This window comes from Burkholderia sp. 567 (genome assembly GCF_040545115.1).
Taxonomy (GTDB): domain Bacteria; phylum Pseudomonadota; class Gammaproteobacteria; order Burkholderiales; family Burkholderiaceae; genus Burkholderia; species Burkholderia ambifaria.
In genome coordinates this window covers 112,247-131,914 of the sequence record NZ_JBEPLG010000002.1, presented here as the reverse complement: position 1 = coordinate 131,914, position 19,668 = coordinate 112,247, and the positions used below count along the sequence as shown (strand labels likewise).

General features: G+C 66.9%; 19 protein-coding genes. 13 read left to right on the top strand and 6 right to left on the bottom strand.

Translation table 11 applies throughout. The annotated features are described in order from the left end of the window. Positions 1 to 40 precede the first annotated feature (40 nt). A complete protein-coding gene (locus ABIC50_RS06050) occupies positions 41 to 1,666 on the bottom strand; it encodes an APC family permease (protein ID WP_354162307.1) in 1,626 nt (541 codons plus the stop codon). 641 nt (positions 1,667 to 2,307) lie between these two features. Between ABIC50_RS06050 and ABIC50_RS06045 the strand changes: the two genes are divergently transcribed. From ABIC50_RS06045 to ABIC50_RS06030, 4 genes are all read left to right on the top strand, one after another. Further along, positions 2,308 to 3,240: a 4-hydroxyproline epimerase gene (locus ABIC50_RS06045; RefSeq protein WP_354163637.1), complete on the top strand. Its 933-nt coding sequence runs from the start codon at positions 2,308 to 2,310 to the stop codon at positions 3,238 to 3,240. Further along, positions 3,237 to 4,364, top strand: a complete 1,128-nt coding sequence (locus tag ABIC50_RS06040) for an NAD(P)/FAD-dependent oxidoreductase (protein WP_354162304.1) — start codon at positions 3,237 to 3,239, stop codon at positions 4,362 to 4,364. The genes ABIC50_RS06045 and ABIC50_RS06040 overlap by 4 nt, the downstream gene beginning before the upstream one ends. 183 nt (positions 4,365 to 4,547) lie before the next feature. Beyond that, positions 4,548 to 4,781 carry a 2Fe-2S iron-sulfur cluster-binding protein gene (locus ABIC50_RS06035; protein WP_011658575.1) on the top strand — a complete coding sequence of 78 codons (234 nt, stop codon included), beginning with the start codon at positions 4,548 to 4,550 and terminating at the stop codon, positions 4,779 to 4,781. Next, entirely contained in the window at positions 4,778 to 6,046 is a 1,269-nt protein-coding gene (locus ABIC50_RS06030; RefSeq protein ID WP_354162303.1) for an FAD-dependent oxidoreductase, read from the top strand. The genes ABIC50_RS06035 and ABIC50_RS06030 overlap by 4 nt, the downstream gene beginning before the upstream one ends. A gap of 46 nt (positions 6,047 to 6,092) precedes the next feature. Here ABIC50_RS06030 and ABIC50_RS06025 read toward each other — a convergent pair whose 3' ends face one another. Continuing rightward, positions 6,093 to 7,037: a LysR family transcriptional regulator gene (locus ABIC50_RS06025; RefSeq protein ID WP_354162300.1), complete on the bottom strand. Its 945-nt coding sequence runs from the start codon at positions 7,035 to 7,037 to the stop codon at positions 6,093 to 6,095. A 164-nt stretch (positions 7,038 to 7,201) separates the two neighbouring features. On the opposite strand from ABIC50_RS06025, the gene gtdA reads away from it, so the two are divergent. The 8 genes from gtdA (at position 7,202) to ABIC50_RS05985 (ending at position 13,686) form a co-directional block, all read left to right on the top strand. Further along, entirely contained in the window at positions 7,202 to 8,248 is a 1,047-nt protein-coding gene (gene gtdA / locus ABIC50_RS06020; protein WP_354162293.1) for a gentisate 1,2-dioxygenase, read from the top strand. 90 nt (positions 8,249 to 8,338) lie between these two features. Next, positions 8,339 to 9,037: a fumarylacetoacetate hydrolase family protein gene (locus tag ABIC50_RS06015; protein ID WP_354162291.1), complete on the top strand. Its 699-nt coding sequence runs from the start codon at positions 8,339 to 8,341 to the stop codon at positions 9,035 to 9,037. Between the two features lie 25 nt (positions 9,038 to 9,062). Next, positions 9,063 to 9,704 (top strand): maleylacetoacetate isomerase, encoded by a 642-nt coding sequence (gene maiA, locus ABIC50_RS06010; RefSeq protein WP_354162288.1) that lies wholly within the window; start codon positions 9,063 to 9,065, stop codon positions 9,702 to 9,704. A 19-nt stretch (positions 9,705 to 9,723) separates the two neighbouring features. Next, the gene (locus tag ABIC50_RS06005) at positions 9,724 to 10,932 is read left to right on the top strand and encodes a 3-hydroxybenzoate 6-monooxygenase (RefSeq protein WP_354162286.1); all 1,209 of its coding nucleotides are present in this window, start codon (positions 9,724 to 9,726) and stop codon (positions 10,930 to 10,932) included. 76 nt (positions 10,933 to 11,008) lie between these two features. Continuing rightward, positions 11,009 to 12,370 carry an MFS transporter gene (locus tag ABIC50_RS06000; protein WP_354162283.1) on the top strand — a complete coding sequence of 454 codons (1,362 nt, stop codon included), beginning with the start codon at positions 11,009 to 11,011 and terminating at the stop codon, positions 12,368 to 12,370. Between the two features lie 117 nt (positions 12,371 to 12,487). Next, entirely contained in the window at positions 12,488 to 12,838 is a 351-nt protein-coding gene (locus ABIC50_RS05995) for an ArsR/SmtB family transcription factor (RefSeq protein ID WP_006751221.1), read from the top strand. Continuing rightward, entirely contained in the window at positions 12,828 to 13,262 is a 435-nt protein-coding gene (locus ABIC50_RS05990; RefSeq protein WP_354162280.1) for a YeeE/YedE family protein, read from the top strand. The genes ABIC50_RS05995 and ABIC50_RS05990 overlap by 11 nt, the downstream gene beginning before the upstream one ends. 1 nt (position 13,263) lies before the next feature. After that, the gene (locus ABIC50_RS05985) at positions 13,264 to 13,686 is read left to right on the top strand and encodes a DUF6691 family protein (protein WP_165752926.1); all 423 of its coding nucleotides are present in this window, start codon (positions 13,264 to 13,266) and stop codon (positions 13,684 to 13,686) included. A gap of 125 nt (positions 13,687 to 13,811) precedes the next feature. Here the strand turns inward: ABIC50_RS05985 and ABIC50_RS05980 are convergent, their stop codons facing one another. Next, on the bottom strand, positions 13,812 to 14,162 hold the full coding sequence (locus tag ABIC50_RS05980) for a hypothetical protein (RefSeq protein ID WP_354162278.1): 351 nt from the start codon (positions 14,160 to 14,162) through the stop codon (positions 13,812 to 13,814). A gap of 194 nt (positions 14,163 to 14,356) precedes the next feature. Between ABIC50_RS05980 and ABIC50_RS05975 the strand changes: the two genes are divergently transcribed. Further along, on the top strand, positions 14,357 to 15,850 hold the full coding sequence (locus ABIC50_RS05975; RefSeq protein ID WP_471685752.1) for an aminotransferase-like domain-containing protein: 1,494 nt from the start codon (positions 14,357 to 14,359) through the stop codon (positions 15,848 to 15,850). Between the two features lie 144 nt (positions 15,851 to 15,994). On the opposite strand, the gene ABIC50_RS05970 is transcribed toward ABIC50_RS05975, so the two are convergent. The 3 genes from ABIC50_RS05970 to ABIC50_RS05960 all read right to left on the bottom strand — a co-directional run bounded on the left by ABIC50_RS05970 (position 15,995) and on the right by ABIC50_RS05960 (position 19,604). Beyond that, positions 15,995 to 16,270, bottom strand: a complete 276-nt coding sequence (locus ABIC50_RS05970; RefSeq protein ID WP_354162273.1) for a CppA family protein — start codon at positions 16,268 to 16,270, stop codon at positions 15,995 to 15,997. Positions 16,271 to 16,585: 315 nt separating this feature from the next. Next, positions 16,586 to 18,097, bottom strand: a complete 1,512-nt coding sequence (locus tag ABIC50_RS05965) for a TniQ family protein (RefSeq protein ID WP_175759998.1) — start codon at positions 18,095 to 18,097, stop codon at positions 16,586 to 16,588. A 172-nt stretch (positions 18,098 to 18,269) separates the two neighbouring features. After that, complete coding sequence (locus tag ABIC50_RS05960; protein WP_354163635.1) at positions 18,270 to 19,604, bottom strand: TniQ family protein; 1,335 nt, start codon at positions 19,602 to 19,604, stop codon at positions 18,270 to 18,272. Positions 19,605 to 19,668 lie beyond the last annotated feature (64 nt).

Sequence of the window (19,668 nt, the reverse complement as noted above, 5' to 3'; positions counted from 1 at the left end):
TGATGCGCCCGGCCGGAGTGGAAAGGGGAAAGCGGGGGCGTCAGTCTTCGTCGTCTTCGAGCTGCAGCTTGTCGGAACGGATGCCGGTGTTGGCGCCCCAGTAGTAGATGACGAGCGCGACGGCCGCGACGACGACCGTGTCGTACGGATGCGCGAGCTGGCCCGTGCCGCCGAAGCCGCCGAAGTACGACAGCACGATCATGGCCGCGTAGAACGCGATCAGCCACGCGGACGAACGCACCTGCTCGGCGATGCTCAGGTGCGCGGTCGGCACCCAGCGGCGGCAGGCGAGATAGATCACGAACATCGCGATCTGCAGGCCGAGCAGCCAGGACACCGTGCCCCAGCCCGACCAGTAGACGATCAGCGCGGCGATCACGAACGACGCGGGGCCGGTGATGCCGAACGCCACCGCGCGGAACGGCCGCGGCAAGTCGGGCGCGGTGCGGCGCAGCGCGGCGACCGACACGGGCGCGACCGCATAGCTCAGCACGAGCGCGGCCGACACGATGTTGATCAGCGCTTCCCACGACGGGAACGGCATCGTCCAGAAGATCGAGAGGCCGAACGTGAGCCACAGGCCCGCGCGCGGGATGCCCGACGCTTCGTCGACGCGCGTGAACACCTTGAAGAACGTGCCCGTCTTCGCCCAGCCGTAGACGACGCGCGGCGTCGCGTTCATGTAGATGTTGCCGCAGCCGCTCGGCGAGATCATCGCGTCGGCGACCACCATCACCGCGAGCCAGCCCACGCCCAGCGCGAGCGCGATGTCGCGGTACGGCAGCGAGAACGCCTTGCTCACGTCGTGCCAGCCGGCGGCGAGCATGTCGGTCGGGATACTGCCGATGAACGCGAGCTGCAGCAGCACGTAGATCAGCGTCGACAGCAGGATCGACAGGATCAGCGCGATCGGAATCGTGCGCTGTGGATTGCGCACTTCGCTCGCGACCGACACGATCGGCGTGAGGCCGAGGTACGCGAAAATGATCCCGCCCGCCGACACGGCCATCTCGATGCCCGGCATGCCGAACGGCGCGAAGCCGTGGATCGTCAGATTGGCGGGCTTGAAGAACGTGAACAGCACCGCGATCACCGACAGCGGCACGATGAACTTGAAGATGCTGATGACGTTGTTCGCCTTCGCGAACGTCTTCACACTCGAATAGTTCAGGTAAAAGAAGAAGCACAGCAGCCCGGCCTGCACGAGCCAGCCGATCGTCGTCGGGTCGCTCGATCCGGCCTTGGTGAGGCCGGGGAACCACGCGGCCGCGTACTGGCGCGCGGCGACCACTTCGATCGCGATCAGGCTCGAGAACGCGATCAGCGTGATGAAGCCCATCAGGTAGCCGAGCAGCGGGCCGTGCGAGAACACCGGGTAGCGGACGACGCCGCCCGCGCGCGGCAGCGCGGCGCCGAGCTCGCAGTAGACGATGCCCAGCAGCAGCACCGAGAAGCCGCCGAGCAGCCACGAGAAGATGCCGGCCGGGCCGGCGATCGTCGACACGTGACTCGCGGCGAACAGCCACCCCGAACCGAAGATCGCACCGAGACCGATGAACGTCAGGTCGGTCAGCGACAGCTGTTTCTTGAACTTGCCGTGACCGCCGTCGGCGGGCACGGAACGGGAAAGCGGGACGGAAGGGTGCGTGTTGCCTTGGCCTGGCATGGGTTTGTCTCCTGGGAAATATCGGGGCAGGTGGGCTTGCGCCGCGCTCCGACGGAGCAGCGGCGCACACCTGCCGGCCGGCATGCGACCGGTTCGAACGACCGGGCGGGCCGACGGCCGTTATGCGCGACGCTCCTTGGCGCCGCGGCGAACGGACCCGTGCGGGCCATGCCGGACCGGAAGTGGCGATGCGACGGTGGGAAGCCGTTGCATCGCCGGGGGGAAGTCGCTCAGCGGTTCGCCCGGTTCTGTTCGGCGCGGTGCGCGGCGTCGAATGCGATGGAAGCGGCCGGTGCGAACCGGTTGCTGAGGGCGGGGGAAACTTCGGTCCGCTGGATGGCGTTTCGGCTCACTGCAATCTCCTGCTTCGTATTGCTTCCTGTTGCTTCCTGTTGCTACGTATCGCTTCATCTCGGCCGGCGACAGGCGCGTCGACGTGCAACCAGTATCGCCGTGCAAACACCCATCACGCTTGAGTCGTATCGCGGAGCAGAATGACGAAATCGGCACAGTGGCCGCAAGGGCTGCGAAAGGCGTTCCGCACTGTGCCGATTTCGTCGCCGTCCTCATCGAAAAGCCACAAGCGGACGGACGCGCGACGGAGGAAGCTATGCTCCTTTCCCCACTTCGGACGGCTCATGATGAAGCGCATTCAGATCATCGATTCGCACACGGGCGGCGAACCCACGCGGCTCGTCGTGTCCGGCTTTCCCTCGCTCGGCAACGGCACGATGGCCGAGCGCCGCGACGTGCTCGCGCGCGAGCACGATCGCTATCGCACCGCGTGCATTCTCGAGCCGCGCGGCAGCGATGTGATGGTCGGCGCGCTGCTGTGCGAACCCGTGTCGCCGGAGGCGGCGGCCGGCGTGATCTTCTTCAACAACAGCGGCTACCTCGGGATGTGCGGGCACGGCACGATCGGCGTCGTGCGCACGCTGCATCACATGGGCCGCATCGAGCCGGGCGTGCACCGGATCGAAACGCCGGTCGGCACCGTCGAGGCGACGCTGCACGACGACCTGTCGGTCAGCGTGCGCAACGTGCTCGCGTATCGCCATGCGAAGGCCGTCGCCGTCGACGTGCCGGGCTACGGCCCCGTGAAGGGCGACATCGCGTGGGGGGGCAACTGGTTCTTCCTGATCAGCGATCACGGCCAGCGCGTGGCCGGCGACAACGTCGCGGCGCTGACCGCCTATTCGTCCGCCGTGCGCGAAGGGCTCGAGCGCGCGGGCATCACCGGCGCGAACGGCGGCGAGATCGACCATATCGAACTGTTCGCCGACGATGCCGAGCACGACAGCCGCAGCTTCGTGCTGTGCCCGGGCCATGCGTACGACCGTTCGCCGTGCGGCACCGGCACGAGCGCGAAGCTCGCCTGCCTCGCGGCCGACGGCAAGCTCGAACCGGGCGTCGTGTGGCGGCAGGCGAGCGTGATCGGCAGCGTGTTCCACGCGAGCTATGCGCAGGCCGACGGCGGCATCGTGCCGACGATCCGCGGCAGTGCGCATCTCAGCGCGGAAGCGACGTTGCTGATCGAGGAAGACGATCCGTTCGGCTGGGGCATCGTGTCGTGAGCGAGGCAAGGACCGACGTCGTCGTGATCGGCGCCGGCATCGTCGGTGCCGCATGTGCGCATGAACTCGCGCAGCGCGGGCTGCGCGTGCTCGTCGTCGACGACGCCCGCGGCGGCGCGACCGGCGCCGGCATGGGACACCTCGTCGCGATGGACGACAACGCGGCCGAGCTCGCGCTGAGCCATTACTCGATCGAGCTGTGGCGCGCGCTGAGCGGCGACATGCCGGAAGGCTGCGCGTACCGCAACTGCGGCACGCTGTGGCTTGCGGCCGATTCCAACGAGATGGACCTCGCGCGCACCAAGCAGGCGACGCTCGCCGCGCATGGCGTCGCGGGCGAGCTGATCGACGCGGCGACGCTCGCGCGGCTGGAGCCGATGCTGCGCGCGGGGCTCGGCGGCGCGCTGAAGATCCCGGGTGATGCGATTCTCTATGCGCCGGTTGCCGCGAGCTGGCTGTTGCAGCGCGCGCCGGGCATCACGTTGCGGCGCGACCGCGCGGTGGCGGTCGACGGCCCGAGCGTCACGCTCGCGAGCGGCGACACGCTGCGCGCGGAACGCGTCGTCGTCGCGAACGGCGTCGCCGCACGGACGTTGTTGCCTGAATTGCCGCTGCGCCCGAAGAAGGGCCATCTGCTGATCACCGATCGCTACCCGGGCCAGGTGTCGCACCAGCTCGTCGAGCTCGGCTATGCGGCGAGCGCGCACGCGAGCGACGGCACGTCCGTCGCGTTCAACGTGCAACCGCGGCCGACCGGCCAGCTGCTGATCGGCTCGTCGCGCCAGTTCGACACGGAAGACGCGCGCATCGAGCCGCCGGTGCTCGCGCGCATGCTGCGCCGTGCGGCCGGCTACCTGCCGGATCTGGCCGACCTAAACGGAATTCGCGCATGGACGGGCTTTCGTTCCGCGAGCCCCGACGGCTTGCCGCTGCTCGGCGAACATCCGGCGCGGCCGGGCGTGTGGCTCGCGGTCGGGCACGAAGGGCTCGGCGTGACGACCGCGCCGGGCAGCGCGCGAATCGTCGCCGCGTTGATGACCGGCGAGCAGCCGCCGATCGATATCGAACCGTATTTGCCGGGACGTTTCCTGACGACGTCCCCCGTAGCCGGAGCGCTGACATGAAACGACCCCCACGCTCACTTCGTTCGCTTGGGGGGACGCAGTCCCCCCATCCCTCGAAGGCCGATTCCCGTACGTGCAGGGCGGCCCGGCGGAGGCTGACATGAAACGACCCCCACGCTCACTTTGTTCGCTGCCCCCCGCGGGGGCTGTCAGCCCCCTTGGGGCGGCCCGGCGGAGGCTGACATGATCATTCATCTGGACGGCCGCGCGCTGACGGTGGCCGACGGTGCGACCGTCGCGGCCGCCGTCGCGGCCAGCGGCGATGACACGACGCGCGTGTCGTGCACGGGTGCGGCGCGCGCGCCGTTTTGCGGTATGGGCATCTGCCAGGAGTGCAGGATGACGATCGACGGCCGCCGTCGTCTGGCCTGCCAGACGCTGTGCCGCGACGGAATGCGGGTGGAGCGCACGCGATGAAACAGGAACGACTGAGCGTCGACGTCGCGATCGTCGGCGCGGGCCCGGCCGGGTTGTCGGCCGCGCGGGCCGCCGCACGAAGCGGCGCAACGATCGCGATCGTCGACGACAACCCGCGCGCGGGCGGACAGATCTGGCGCCAGGCCGCCGCCGCGACGCCGGTGGCGGCCGCGGCGGAACGCCTCGCCGTGCTGCGGCAGCCGAACGTCACGCATCTCGCGGCCACGCGCATCGTCGCCGAAACGCAGCCGGGCACGCTGCTGCTCGAGGACGACGAGCGCGGCTTTCTGCTCGAATTCCGCACGCTGATCCTGTGCTGCGGCGCGCGTGAGTTGCTGCTGCCGTTCCCGGGCTGGACGCTGCCGGGTGTCACCGGCGCGGGCGGCCTGCAGGCGCTGATCAAGTACGGCCTCGACGTGCGCGGGCAGCGTACGGTGATCGCCGGCAGCGGCCCGCTGCTGCTCGCGAGCGCGGCGACGGCCCGACAGGCAGGCGCACAGGTGTCGCACGTGCTCGAACACGCGGCATGGGGCGACGTGGCCGGTTTCGGCGCAGGGCTGTGGCGCTGGCCGTCCAAACTCGCGCAGGCCGCGAAGCTCGTCACGGCCGCGTACCGGCCCAATGCCTACGTCGTCGAAGCATTCGGCGACAAGCGGCTGGAGCGTGTGCGGATCCGGCAGGGCGAGCGCGAGTTCGACGTCGATTGCGACCGGCTCGCGTGCGGCTTCGGCCTCGTGCCGAACACCGTGCTGCCGAGCCATCTCGGTTGCCGGATCGAGAACGGCGCGGTCGTGGTCGACGCGCACCAGCGCACGAGCCGCGACGGGTATTTCGCCGCGGGCGAGTGCACGGGTGTCGGTGGCAGCGAACTGGCGATGGTCGAAGGCGAGATCGCCGGCTATGCGGCCACCGGGCAGGTAGCGCCGCTGGCCGCGCTGGTGGCGCGACGCGCGCACTGGCAGGCGTTCGCGGACGCGGTGCGCGAGCGCTTCGCGATCCGCGAGCCGATCCGCCGGCTCGCGCGGCCCGATACGCTGCTGTGCCGTTGCGAGGACGTGCGCTTCGACGCGGTCGCGCCGGCGCCGGGCTGGACGGCCGCGAAGCTGCAGACGCGCTGCGGGATGGGCGCTTGCCAGGGCCGCGTGTGCGGCGCCGCTGCGCAGGCGCTGTTCGGCTGGACGCCGCCGGTGCCGCGCACACCGCTCGTGCCCGCGCGGGTCGGTACGCTGATGCTGGACGACACGGCGTCCTGCGACGGGGCCTGACGCGCGTTGGGGAGGTGACCTGGTTCGAGCCGGGCTGCCTCGCCGCTCATTCCACCGTCACTTTCTCCCATCCGCCGACCTGCGGCGCCGTACAGGCGCGCAGGCATTCGATCGTGGTGGCCACGGCCGCGCGACTCGCGCTGTCCGGATGCCAGTAGATCGACACCGCGCCCTGGCCCTCGAGCTGCATCGGCAGGATGCGGATCGCGTTCAATTGCTCGAAGCGTCGCGCGGCACGATGCGACGCGACGCCGAGCAGGTCGGTGTTGTTCAGCAGCGTAAGGTTCAGGATCGACGAGTTCGATTCGACACAGTGCGGCGGCTGCACGCGGCCGGCGGCCGTCAGCGCGACTTGTAGCGCATTGTGCACCGGCGTGCCGGACGGCCAGACGATCCACGAGTAGGTCAGCACCTCGTCCCAGCCGACGGATGCCGCGCCGACGAGCGGATGATCGGGCCGCGCGGCGAACACCACCGGATCGACGTACAACGCTTCGGCGTGCAGGTGCGGATCGACGGACGCGGACCCGGAGCGGCCGACGACGATGTCCAGCTCGCCGCGCGCGAGCTGCGGCATCAGCTGGTTCATCGTGCTCTCCGCAAGCCGCACCTGCGCACGCGGCATCCGCTTCAGCAGTTGCGACACCGCGAGCGGCACCGTATCGGCGGCCGCGACCCCCGATGTGCCGATCGTGACGAGGCCGCTGCCGCCTTCGCGCAACGCGGCCATGTCGTCGCGCGCGACGTCGAGCTGGGCCTCCACGCGGCGTGCGTGCTCGATCAGCGCGTCGCCGTAGGGCGTCGGCCGCAAGCCGCGCGCGTGCCGCTCGAACAGTGGCAGCCCGACATCCTCCTCAAGTTCCTTCAGCCATTTCGACAGCGCGGGCTGGGTGGTCGCCAGCGCCGCCGCCGATTGGCTCAGGTTGCCCGTGCTGGCCAGGCTCAACAGCACTTGCAGGTGCCGCAATCGCAGCCGGTAGGTCCAGTCCATCGCGCACTCCGTATCGGAAGGTATATCCGAAACCATATGGATTAGATGATTTCACCATTTTACCGGGTATGTCTGCGTCGAATATAAATTCGCTAACGGACTGCGGCATGCGGTCCCCGACCCGACACAGCGCCGACCGAGATCGGCCGTCCCATGGAGACATCATGACCAGCCGACACTCCGATACGTCGCGCGCCGACTACTACGCACGGATCGCCGAACAGCGCCTCGCGCCGTTGTGGGAATCGTTGCACAACCTCGTGCCGAAAACCCCGCAGCCGGCCGCACAGGCCGCGATCTGGAAGTACGCGCAGGTGCGCGATCTGGTGATGCAGGCCGGCAGCGTGATCAGCGCGGAAGAAGCCGTGCGCCGCGTGCTGGTGCTGGAGAACCCGGGGATGCCCGGTAAGTCGAGCATGACGCCGACCCTGTACGCGGGCCTGCAGTTGATCCTGCCGGGCGAGATCGCCCCGAGCCACCGGCATACGCAGTCGGCGCTGCGCTTCATCGTCGAAGGCAAGGGCGCATGGACCGCGGTGAACGGCGAACGCACGACGATGCATCCGGGCGACTTCATCATCACGCCGTCGTGGGCGTGGCACGACCACGGCAATCCGTCGGCGGCGGACGGCGGCGAGCCGGTCGTGTGGCTCGACGGGCTCGACATTCCGCTCGTCGCGAGCCTCGATGCGGGCTTCGCGGAGAGCTATCCGCAAGCCGAGCAGCCCGTCCGCCGCGCGGAAGGCGACAGCTTCGCGCGCTTCGGTCACAACATGGCGCCGGTGCGGCATCGCGTGAGCGATCCGACGTCGCCGGTGTTCAGCTATCCGTATGCACGCACCCGCGAGGCGCTCGACGCGCTGTACCGCAACGGCGAGCTCGATGCGTGGGACGGCGTGAAGCTGCGCTACGTGAACCCGGCGACGGGCGGCTGGCCGATGCCGACGATTGCGACCTTCATGCAGTTCCTGCCCGCCGGCTTCGACGGCCGCACGTATCGCAGCACCGACGCGACGATCTATTGCGTCGTCGAAGGCAGCGGAACCGCACACATCGGCGACGACGCGTTCGCGTTCGAGCCGCACGACATCTTCGTCGCGCCGTCGTGGGTTCCGGTGCGGCTGTCGGCGTCGTCCGATTGCGTGCTGTTCAGCTATTCCGACCGGCCCGTGCTGTCCGCGCTGAACCTGCTGCGCGAAGCGCGCGACTGACGCCGCTGGTTTTCCCGATCTTCCCGATTCGTCCGATGCGCCGTCGCCGCGGCGCGTGTTCCTTCCTTGATGCCTACGCTGGAGCCGTTCATGACTTACGTTTTTCCGCCTGAAGCGCCGGTGGCGCTTCCCGTCGCCGGTCGCGACGCCCGCTTCGCGGTACGTCGCGTGTACTGCGTCGGCCGCAACTACGCGGCCCATGCACGCGAAATGGGCTTCGATCCCGATCGCGAACCGCCGTTCTTCTTCTGCAAGCCGGCCGATTCGATCGTGCCGGTCGCCTACGGCGAAACGCTCGATCTTGCGTATCCGTCGCAGACGCAGAACTATCACTACGAAGCCGAGCTTGTCGCGGTGATCGGCAAGGGCGGGGCGGACATTCCGCTCGAGCACGCGCTCGAGCACGTGTGGGGCTATGCAGTCGGCCTCGACATGACGCGCCGCGACCTGCAGATGAAGATGCGCGAGATGGGTCGGCCGTGGGAAATCGGCAAGGCGTTCGACCATTCCGCGCCGGTCGGCCCCGTGCATCCGGCGAGCGAAGTCGGTCATTTCGAGCAGGCCGGGCTGTGGCTGACCGTCAACGGCGCGACGAAGCAGAAAAGTGACGTGTCGCACCTGATCTGGTCGGTCGCCGAAACGGTCGCCGATCTGTCGAAGTTCTTCCGCCTCGAACCGGGCGACGTGATCTTCAGCGGCACGCCGGAAGGCGTCGGCGCGGTGGTCAAGGGCGACGTGATGAAGGTCGGCGTCGAGCGTCTCGGCGAACTCGCCGTGCGCGTGGTCTGACGCGTTTTCCTCGAAAGGTCACATCGTGCAACTGCATAGCTTTTTCAATAGTTCGACATCCTATCGGGTGCGCATCGCGCTCGCGCTGAAAGGGCTGCCGTACGACACGCTGCCCGTGAACATCCGCACGGGCGCGCACCACGAGCCCGGCTACGTCGCGCAGGTCAATCCGTCGGCATCGGTGCCGGCGCTGGTCGACGGGGATTTCCGTCTCGGCCAGTCGCTCGCGATCATCGACTACCTCGACCAGATTCATCCGGCGCCGCGGCTCATTCCGCAGGAACCGCGGCCGCGCGCGCGCGTGCTGGAACTCGCGACGCTGATCGCGTGCGACATCCATCCGGTCAACAACCTGCGCGTGCTGCACTACCTCGACCGTGAACTGCAGGTCACGCCGCAGCAGAAGCGGGCGTGGTACCGGCACTGGGTCGCGGAAGGGATGGCCGGCGTCGAGCGCTTGCTCGCGCGCGCGGACACGGGCCCGTGGTGTTTCGGCGATGCGCCGACGCTCGCCGACGTGTGCCTCGTGCCGCAGATCGCGAACGCGCTGCGGATGGAGTGCGACCTGAACGCGTATCCGCGCAGCCTCGCGGTGTATGAACACGCACGGCGCGAGCCGGCGTTCGACGCGGCACAGCCGCAGCGGCAACCGGACTACGTCGCGTAATACGAAGCAGGAGACGAACATGGGCGAGACACACAACACAGGCCGGCGCGTACTCGTGATCGGCGGCGGTATCGGCGGGCTCGCGACGGCGCTGGCGCTCGCGCGTCAGGGCATTCGCGTGAAGCTGCTCGAGCAGGCCGCGCAGATCGGCGAGATCGGCGCCGGCATCCAGCTCGCCGCGAACGCGTTCAACGCGCTCGACGCGCTGGGCGTCGGCGAGGCCGCGCGCGGTCGCGCGGTATTCACCGACCGGCTGCAATTGATGGATGCGGTCGATGCGCGGGAAGTCGCGCGCATCGATACGGGCGCCGCGTATCGCGAACGCTTCGGCAACCCGTATGCGGTGATCCATCGCGCGGACATTCACCTGTCGATCTACGAAGCGGTCAAGGATCATCCGCTGATCGAATTCCGGACCAGCACGCAGGTGTACGGGTTCGAGCAGGATGGCAACGGCGTGACCGTGACCGACCAGCACGGCGAGCGTTATCGTGCCGATGCGGTGATCGGCTGCGACGGCGTGAAGTCCGCGATCCGGCAGGCGCTGATCGGCGATGCACATCGCGTGACGGGGCACGTCGTGTACCGCGCGGTCGTCGACGTCGACAACATGCCGAGGGATCTGCAGATCAATGCGCCGGTCGTCTGGGCCGGCCCGCATTGCCATCTCGTCCACTACCCGCTGCGCGGCGGACGGCAATACAACCTCGTCGTCACGTTCCACAGCCGCGAGCAGGAAAGCTGGGGCGTGCGCGAGGGCAGCAAGGAGGAAGTGCTGTCGTACTTCGACGACATCCATCCGCTGCCGAAGCAGATGCTCGACCGGCCGACGTCGTGGAAGCGCTGGGCGACCGCCGACCGCGACCCGGTCGAGCGTTGGAGCGCGGGCCGCGCGACGGTGCTCGGCGACGCCGCGCATCCGATGACGCAATACATCGCGCAGGGCGCGTGCCAGGCGCTCGAGGATGCGGTGACGCTCGGCGCGGCCGTCGCGCAGACCGATGGCGATTTCGAGGCCGCGTTCGCGCTGTACGAACGCGTGCGGATTCCGCGCACCGCGCGCGTGCTGTATTCGGCGCGCGAGATGGGGCGGATCTATCACGCGAAGGGCGTCGAGCGGCAGGTGCGCAATGCGCTCTGGATCGGACGCACGCAGGCGCAGTTCTACGACGCGCTCGATTGGCTGCACGGCTGGCGTGCGCAGGATTGCCTGAAGTCCGTCGCCTGACGCGCTTCAGCCCGAATCCGGCGGCGCGCAATCCAACTACATCGCGCGCGACCGCCTTCATGGAGGAGACACCATCATGGCCGACACGCTGTTCATCGACGTCAGCGAATGGATCGACCGGCATCGCGTTACGCCGTTTCAGGCCGCGATCGTCGTGCTGTGCTTCCTGATAGTCGCGATCGACGGTTTCGACACGGCTTCGATCGGGTTCATCGCCCCCGTCATTCGCACGGAATGGGGCCTGTCGCCCGCGCAGCTCGCGCCGGTATTCGGCGCCGGGCTCGCCGGACTGATGGCCGGCGCGCTCGTGTTCGGGCCATTCGGCGACCGGTTCGGCCGCAAGCGCCTGCTGCTCGCCTGTGTCGCGTGCTTCGGTATCGCGAGCGCGGCGTCGGCGAGCGCGGGCGGTCTGACCGAGCTGATCGCGTGGCGGTTCGTGACGGGCCTCGGGCTCGGCGGCGCGATGCCGAACGCGATCACGCTGACGTCCGAGTATTGCCCCGCGCAGCGGCGCTCGCTGCTCGTGACGACGATGTTCTGCGGCTTCACGATCGGCTCCGCGCTCGGCGGACTCGCGGCCGCGTCGCTGATCGAGCGCGACGGCTGGCGCGCGGTGCTCGTTGTCGGCGGTGTCGCGCCGCTGCTGCTTGTGCCGGTGCTCGCGTGGCGGCTGCCGGAATCGGTGCGTTACCTCGTCAACACCGGCGCGGCTCGCGAGCGGATCGCGGCGATGCTCGCGCGTATCGCCCCGGACCCGCATCTCGCGCACGCGTCGTTCATCGCGCCGCGCGGCAAGCCGGTCGGTTCGCCGCTCGGCCGCCTGTTCGGCGCGGACCTGCTGCGCGGCACGCTGCTCCTGTGGCTCACGTTCTTCATGAGCCTGCTCGTCATCTACCTGCTGTCGAGCTGGCTGCCGACGCTGTTGCGCACGACCGGCGCGACGCTGCAGACGGCCGCGCGCGTGGCCGCGATGTTCCAGGTCGGCGGCACGCTCGGCGCGATCGTGCTCGGCTGGCTGATGGACCGCTTCAATCCACACCGTGTGCTTGCCTGCAGCTATGCGGCGGCGGGGGTGTTCGTCGCGGCGATCGGCGTGCTGGCCGCGTCGCCTGCGGGTGCCGCGCTGGCCGTGTTCGCGGCTGGCTTCTGCGTGTCGGGCTCGCAGGTCGGGGCGAACGCGCTGTCGGCCGCGTTCTATCCGACCGAATGCCGGACCACGGGCGTGAGCTGGGCGAACGGGATCGGCCGCAGCGGATCGGTCGTCGGCTCGATGGCGGGCGGGGCGATGCTCGCGATGGGGTTGCCGCTGCCGAGCGCGTTCGCCTGCGTCGCGGTGCCGTGCGTGATCGCAGGGGGCGCCGTGCTGGCGCTCGGCGTGGTGCGGGCCGGCGCCGAGCGGGCCGTGCCGGCCGACGCGATTGCCGGCGAGCAGGCGTAGCGGTGGCACGGGAGGGCAGTGTTGGGGGCTTCGGAGTGACAGTGCCGGGCGGCGGTGCGAAGCAACAATATATAAGATGATATAATATTGATTCATTAATCATGTGCCGCCGCTCCCATGAACACCGATCCTTCCGCCGGGCTGCCCGAGCCCGACCAGATGCGCGCAGCCGCCGAATCGGCGTGCGCGCTGCTCAAGGTGCTGTCCAATCCAGACCGGTTGCTGCTGCTGTGCGAGCTGTCGCAAGGCGAACGCTGCGTGAGCGATCTCGAGGCGCGGCTGGATATTCGCCAGCCGACGCTGTCGCAGCAGCTCGGCGTGTTGCGGGACAACGCACTCGTCCGCACGCGCCGCGAAGGCAAGAACATCCACTATTCGCTAGACAGCCCGGCCGCGATCGCGGTGATGGGCGTGTTGTACGAACAGTTCTGCGGCCCGGCCGCGAAAGGGAAGCGCCATGCAGCTTGATGCGCTTCATTTCACGCCCGGGCTGTCGCTTGCCGGCGGCGTGCTGATCGGGCTGGCGGCTGCGTGGCTCGTCGCGTTCAACGGGCGGATCGCCGGAATCAGCGGCATCGTCGGCGGCCTGTTCACGGCCGGCGCCGCGGAGCGCGACTGGCGTGCCGCATTCGTCGCCGGGCTGATCGCCGCGCCGCTGATGATGCGCATCGCCGGTGCCGCCGTGACGCCGCAGGTCGATGCAGGCTGGGGCGAGTTGCTGGCGGCCGGCCTGATGGTCGGGATCGGCACGCGCTATGCGGGCGGATGCACGAGCGGTCACGGGGTCTGCGGGTTGTCGCGCGGTGCGACGCGGTCGATCGTCGCGACGGCGGTGTTCATGGTCGCAGGCTTCGTGACCGTATTCGTGCGGCGGCACGTGCTCGGAGGCTGACATGCAGGCAGGATTCGCGTTTCTGGCGGGGCTGTTGTTCAGCGTCGGCCTCATCGTGTCGGGGATGGCCAACCCGCGGAAGGTGCTCGGTTTTCTCGACCTGGCAGGCCGTTGGGATCCGTCGCTCGCGTTCGTGATGGTTGGCGCGATCGGTGTCGCCGTGGTCGCCTTCGCATGGGCGAAGCGCCGCACGCGGTCGTGGCTCGGGCTGCCGATCCAGTGGCCGGCCGCGCGGGCGATCACCGTGCGGCTCGTCGCCGGGAGTGCCGTGTTCGGCATCGGCTGGGGGCTTGCCGGGTTCTGCCCGGGGCCGGCCCTCGTGTCGATCGGTCTGGGCTCGGTCAAGGGCATCGCGTTCGTCGTCGCGATGCTGGTCGGGATGGCATTGTTCGAATGGATCGAACGTGCGCGGAAGGTGCGGTAGCCGGAGATCTCTGCCCGGTTGAATCGGTCCGGCGCGGCGACGGCGCCGGCCGCGATCACGCTCGGCGCCGGATGAGGCGATACGGTGGTTGCATGACGATACCAGCGACAGCGCGAGCCATCGCGTCAGCGCTGTTCGTGCACATGCCGCTCGCCGAATGGCCAGGAGGCCACCCGCTGCAACCACGCCCGCCACGCAGCGAACATCCCGGCCCGGGCCGCGGGTTCCGCAAGGGTCGCGTCGACCGGCGCGGCACCGCTGGCAGTCAACGTCGCGTGACCGGCGGTCTCGATCGTCAGGCATTCGCCTTCGTCGAGCACGCGACGGACGTAGTGCGGCGCATCAGGCAGCCAGTCGAGCCCGCCGTGGCGCAACGTGACCGCGAGCGCGCCGTCGAGCACGATGACCTGGCTGCCCTTGTCGAACCACGCAAAGTGGCTTTGCCCGGCGTCGAGCCGGATGTTTTGTGTTCGCATGGCGAGTCCCTTTCCCGGTTGCGCCGCCCTGCGACGGTGGGGCGACAGCGTGCAATCAGGTTAGGGAAACGCGCGCGGGCCGGACAGATTCAGGGGACGGGAATCTGTTACGGTGCAGGCGGCGATTTTGGCCTGCTGTATCGGTGGGTTTTCCCCGAATCTGTATCTGGCGTGCGCCAGGGCGCGCGGGCACGATGACCCGCATGACATCCCTCACCGACGCGCCCCGCACACCTTTGCCGATGGCCGGCGAGCCGCTGTACGAACGACTCGCCGAGCATTACCGCCGCATCATCGCGGCCGGCACGCTGTCGCCCGGCGACCGGATGCCGTCGGTGCGCGGATTCATGGCGCAGCACGGCGTGAGCCTGTCGACCGCGATCCAGGCGTTCCGGCGGCTCGAGGATACGGGCTGGTGCGAAGCACGGCCGCGCTCGGGCTACTTCGTGCGGCGGCGCGCGGTGGCCGCGCTCGCAACGCTGCCGGAGTGCGACGGGCCGCCGCTGAGCGTCGAGCCGCCATTCGCGGGGTTGCACGAACGCGTGTCGCGCGTGATCGATCGCGCGAACGCGACGCCCGATGCGTTGAATCTTGGCGGCGCGTCCGCGCTGGCGACGCTGTATCCGGCCGAGCGCCTGCAGGCGCTGGCGATCCGGCTGCTGCGGCGCAAGCCGACGCTGTTGACCGACGCGGGGCCAGTTGGCGGGTCGCCCGAATTCCGCCAGACGATGGCCAAGCGTGCGCTGTCGTACGGCGTGACCGTGTCGCCGGACGACGTGATGTCGACGAGCGGTGGCGTCGATGCGATGAATCTCGCGCTGCGCGCGGTGGCGCGCCCCGGCGACACGATCGCGATCGAATCGCCGGCCTTTTTCGGCTTGATCCAGCTGCTCGAAAGCCTTGGCCTGCGTGCGCTCGAGATCCCGGCCAGCCCGACGAGCGGCCTGTCGATCGAAGCGCTCGACGTGGCGCTGACCGCGTACCCGGACATTCGGGCCGTGGTCGTCGTGCCGAACCTGCAGAACCCGCTCGGCAGCGTGATGCCCGACGAGCGCAAGGCCGCACTGGTCGCGCTGTGCTCGCGTCGCGGCGTGGCCGTGATCGAGGACGAGCCGTATCGCGAACTCGTCGAAGCGCCGCACACGGTGAAGCCGGTAAAGGCATGGGACCGCGACGGCACGGTGATCTACTGCCCGTCGTTCAACAAAGTGCTGGCGCCCGGGATGCGGCTCGGCTGGATGAGTGCAGGCCGCTGGCACGCGCGCGTGAAGATGCTCAAGTTCGCGCACAGCCGGCACAACGCCGCGTTGCTGCAGGCCGTCGCTGCCGAATTCGTCGGCTCGGGCGCGTTCGATCGCCACCTCCGCCGATTTCGCGAACAGCTTCGTGTGCAGCGCGACGTGACGATCGATGCGATCGCACGTCATTTTCCGGCCGGCACGCGGATGAACCGGCCGCCGGGCGGCATGCTGCTGTGGATCGCGTTGCCGGACGGCGTGCGTTCCGAAGCATTGTTCGATGCGGCGCTGGCACGGGGAGTAAGGATCGCGCCCGGCTCGATCTTCTCGAATTCCGACCGCTTCGATGCGTATATCCGGCTTGGGTGCACGCGGGTATTCGACTCGGCTCACGAAGCGGCCATCGAAACGCTCGGCCAGCTGATACGCGACGCGGCGGCCGCCGCGTAAGCGGGCCGGCTGTCGGCCGAGCCGGGAGGCCGGCTACCGGGCTCGGCTGGCGTGACGGCGGCACGGGCCGCCCGATCGGGCACGCCGTGCTCATCGCTGCCGGCCGCCGCGCCATCACGCGCCGACGATACGATTTCGGCGATTTCATCGGCCGACCGTATGCGCAGCGAGGTGCTGACGAATCAGCGACAGGTAGCGATCGCCGACGGAGAAGTCGCGCGCGGCACGCGGCCGTTCCGCATGGCGCAGCGTGGCCGGCGCGCTCATGCCGAGGTATCGGCATAACGCGGACGGAAACGGCTTGCGCGTCGCCCCAAGCTGGCGCGCCGCGCGCTCGACGCGGGCGTCGCCGACCTGCGCACGCAGCCATGCCAGCACTTGGCGATCGGTGTCGTTGACGATACGGACCAGATGTTCCATCGCGCACCTCACTGTTCATAAATACAGTACTGTAAATATAACCAGTATATGAGGCGGCCGCAAGCGGCACGCATGCGCCTGGTGTGGAGGTAACCATAAAACTTCCGTTTGGAAGCGATATGGTGAATTTTTTAGCCGCAAGATGTAACAAGACCAATGCGCACCTGTGCTCACGTTCTGGCGCAAGCACTAATGGTGCGGGTGCCCCGCGAGGGTTATGGCACTTATTTGTGTAGGTTGACTGGCCGGGGTGTTGGCTATCGAGTCCGCGACCACGTCGGCCGGAGCACGCCAGTCTGACGACTTGCGCACGTCCTATCCACGCGCTTGTTTGAAATGATGATTCGGACGCGGGGCGCTTTGTAGGGCAGCCAGTTGTATCTCCCGGATGCGATATGCGTCTTTGCTGGAGGCGAGCCCTTGCGCCCTCGCGAGGAGGGACAGTTTCCGCACACTCGGATACTCGCCCGCATCGAGCATTTGGCGCGTTTTGGTGGAAATGTACTCCGCGAGCAGCGTGTCCCGCTGTCGACGCCGTTCGTCATCGATTTTCGCGCGCAAAGCTCGAGCGGCGTCGCCTACCTCGGTGCAGAGGGATGGAAAGCGTGCACTCACCAAGGCCGGCCGCATTCCGAAAGATTTGGCGGCACATGCGAGACTAGTAAAGGGCCGCGTGCCAGAAGCGACCTCCCGGAGGACGTGCTCGACTTTCGCCCAGTCCGTCGTGGGCGGCGGGGGAAGGCGCGGGGGAGGCGGCGTGGTGAACGGAAGCGGAGGCAAAGACGCGTTACTGCAACGCGCGATGTTGCCGGCAAATAGGTCACGCAAACTGATCTGCAGGCCGTAAGAAATATTGAGCAGCATCCTCGGATTGGGGTAACGCCGGCCACGAAGCCATTCGGTGGTATCGGATCGGAGGGCTCCGTGGTGCTGACTGCTGGCGGTACGGTCTCCCAGAAAGAGTCGCTCCGTGCAGGTATCGATTACACGCACAATCCGTTCGCGGTGTTCCGCCGATGTCGACCGTGGGGGATTGGCGAGCAGATCGGCAAAGCATTCTGCTGCCCACGCCTGATAGGATAGAACTGCTTCGTCAAATGGTTGGAGGCATGTCGGCGTGGTGGAACCGAGCCACGCGCCGCAACTCGAGCAAAAGCCACATAACTGTCGGCGGTTGAATTCGGGCATGCATCTGCGACGACATGTCGGGCATTGGTCTTCCAGGTAGCAGTGGTGCCGCGGGCACAATTCGACATACTGTAGTGACCAAATCAGGCGCTCGTAGACGGGAGTGCCGGCCGTATGATCCTGGGCAAGACAAAGGGGACACCAACGACGCGCAGCACTCGTCAATTGACTTCTTTCGGAAAACGCGTTCGACCACGGGAGTAGCGTGAGAAGGCTCAAGTCTCCTCGGTCGACCAACTGGTTTGCACGGATCACCCACGCATATGCTGTCGCGCCTTGCGCGTTAATCCGTTGCTTGGCGGGATGATAGCCGCTTCCTATCTGTGGATATTTGAGTTCTCGACCGGATTCAAAATATTTCTCGACCAGTGAGCCCAACGTAATGTGCGATTGCGCCGCCAAACGGGTCAGATAGCTGGTCAATTTCTCGACATCGGCGGTCCGAAGGCCCATCGGTTCGAGATTGGGAAACAGCGTGCGCGGCGGGATCATGCTTTCATGCGGCGACACAGTAATTCCTTTCTGCGCGATCGCTGGTTGCAGAGTGGATCCGAGCTTGTTGCATGGTTCTTCACATTTCTGTCGATGCATCATTTTCAAAGAGCGGGGTTCATCTGGACGATAAACCCCTTCAATCACGGAGACTCGGCGACACTTTTCAATTTGACCGTCCCAGATTGTTCGCGCGGAGTGCTTCTGTTCTTAGAGCATTCTCACATTCGCCTGTCGCATGGTCGGCTGGCGCACTTCACCGCTGATCCAGTCGCCGTGATGAGGCCGGTCCGTAAATCAATATCTCCCAGTTCTGCGTTCAATGGTGCTTCCTTCGATATTTTCGAGGTTCAAGGCATGGCAGCGGGTCGTCACGTAGAACACTGCGTCGAATCTGATTGATGCGACGTATGTCCTCGTTCGACCCCGTTGCGAGTCGGCGTGCTTTGGCGAGGGCCAGGAGATGGCAAATGGTTGGCGGCTGTCCGGCATCGACCATATCGCGTACCTGGGCGGAGATATATGTGGATAGCAACGTGTCTCGCATTGCACGGGCTTCTTCTCGGGATGTCGTGCGAACTGTCTCGGCAATCCTTGACACCTCGCTGCAGGCGCTGGGGAAGTGGTTGCGCAACTGTTGAGGGCGCACTCCTAATAATGTGGCTGCAGACGCCAGACTGGGAACTTGACATTGGCCGGCGATGATCTGTTGGAGCAATAACCTGATCTTCTCCCATTCCCTCGTGGTGCGTCGCTGGTTCCTTTTCGCGGGCGCCTTGTGCGGCAGGGGGCGGATTTCACGATCAACGCGAAGATGGCATTGTCCGTCCAACAGATTTCTCAGAGTTATCCGAAAGCAATACGAGAGCGCGAGAAGGAATTTCGCGCTGGGGTAGGTGCGCGCGTGGCGCCAGTCGGATATATCCGACTGGCGAATCCCCAAATGCCGACAAAGTGCGGCCATATCTCCACCGAAGATCTGTTCGCACAACGCGTCCATGACCGCCACAACGCGGTCACGATGGGTGTCAAATTTTGCCGATGATGGATGATGCAGCAGGTCAGCAAGGACTTCCGTGACCCACATTTGACAGTCTGGTATCGCCTTGGCCAGTGGTTGGGGCGGTGCGTGGCGCGGGGTGCCGAGCCACGCACCGCATACCGAACAGAACCCATTTAATTGCCGAGCGGTGAAATCCGACACCTGTTCGCGTGCACAGCTTGGGCAACGGGCCACGAAGTGACGATGGTGACGCGGACATATATGAACATGCTGTATCGACCAGATGAGGCGTTCGTAGACCGGGATACGTCCTTGGCGATCCTCGTCAAGACAGTCTGGGCACCATCGGCGTGCCGGACTGATCAACTGACAATAGGGGGAAAATATGCTGGACCATGGCAATAGCGTGAGAAGGTAAAGGTCGTCACGACCCACCATTCGGTTCGCGCTGGTTACCCACGCGCCTGCCATTGCGCCATGCGCATTAATCAACCGCTTCTGTGGAACTACGAATATTGTGCAATCGTATTCGATTCTATTGGGAGAATGAATATAATTCTTGACGAGCGCGCTCAACCTTATGTGGGAGTGCGTTGCCACCCGGATGAGGTAACTCGTCAGTTTCTCAACGTATGGGGTTCGCAGCCCCATCGGCTCCAAGTTCGGAAACGGCGTCCGTGTTGGCATCAGGGTGTGATGTGGTGACATGGCGGTA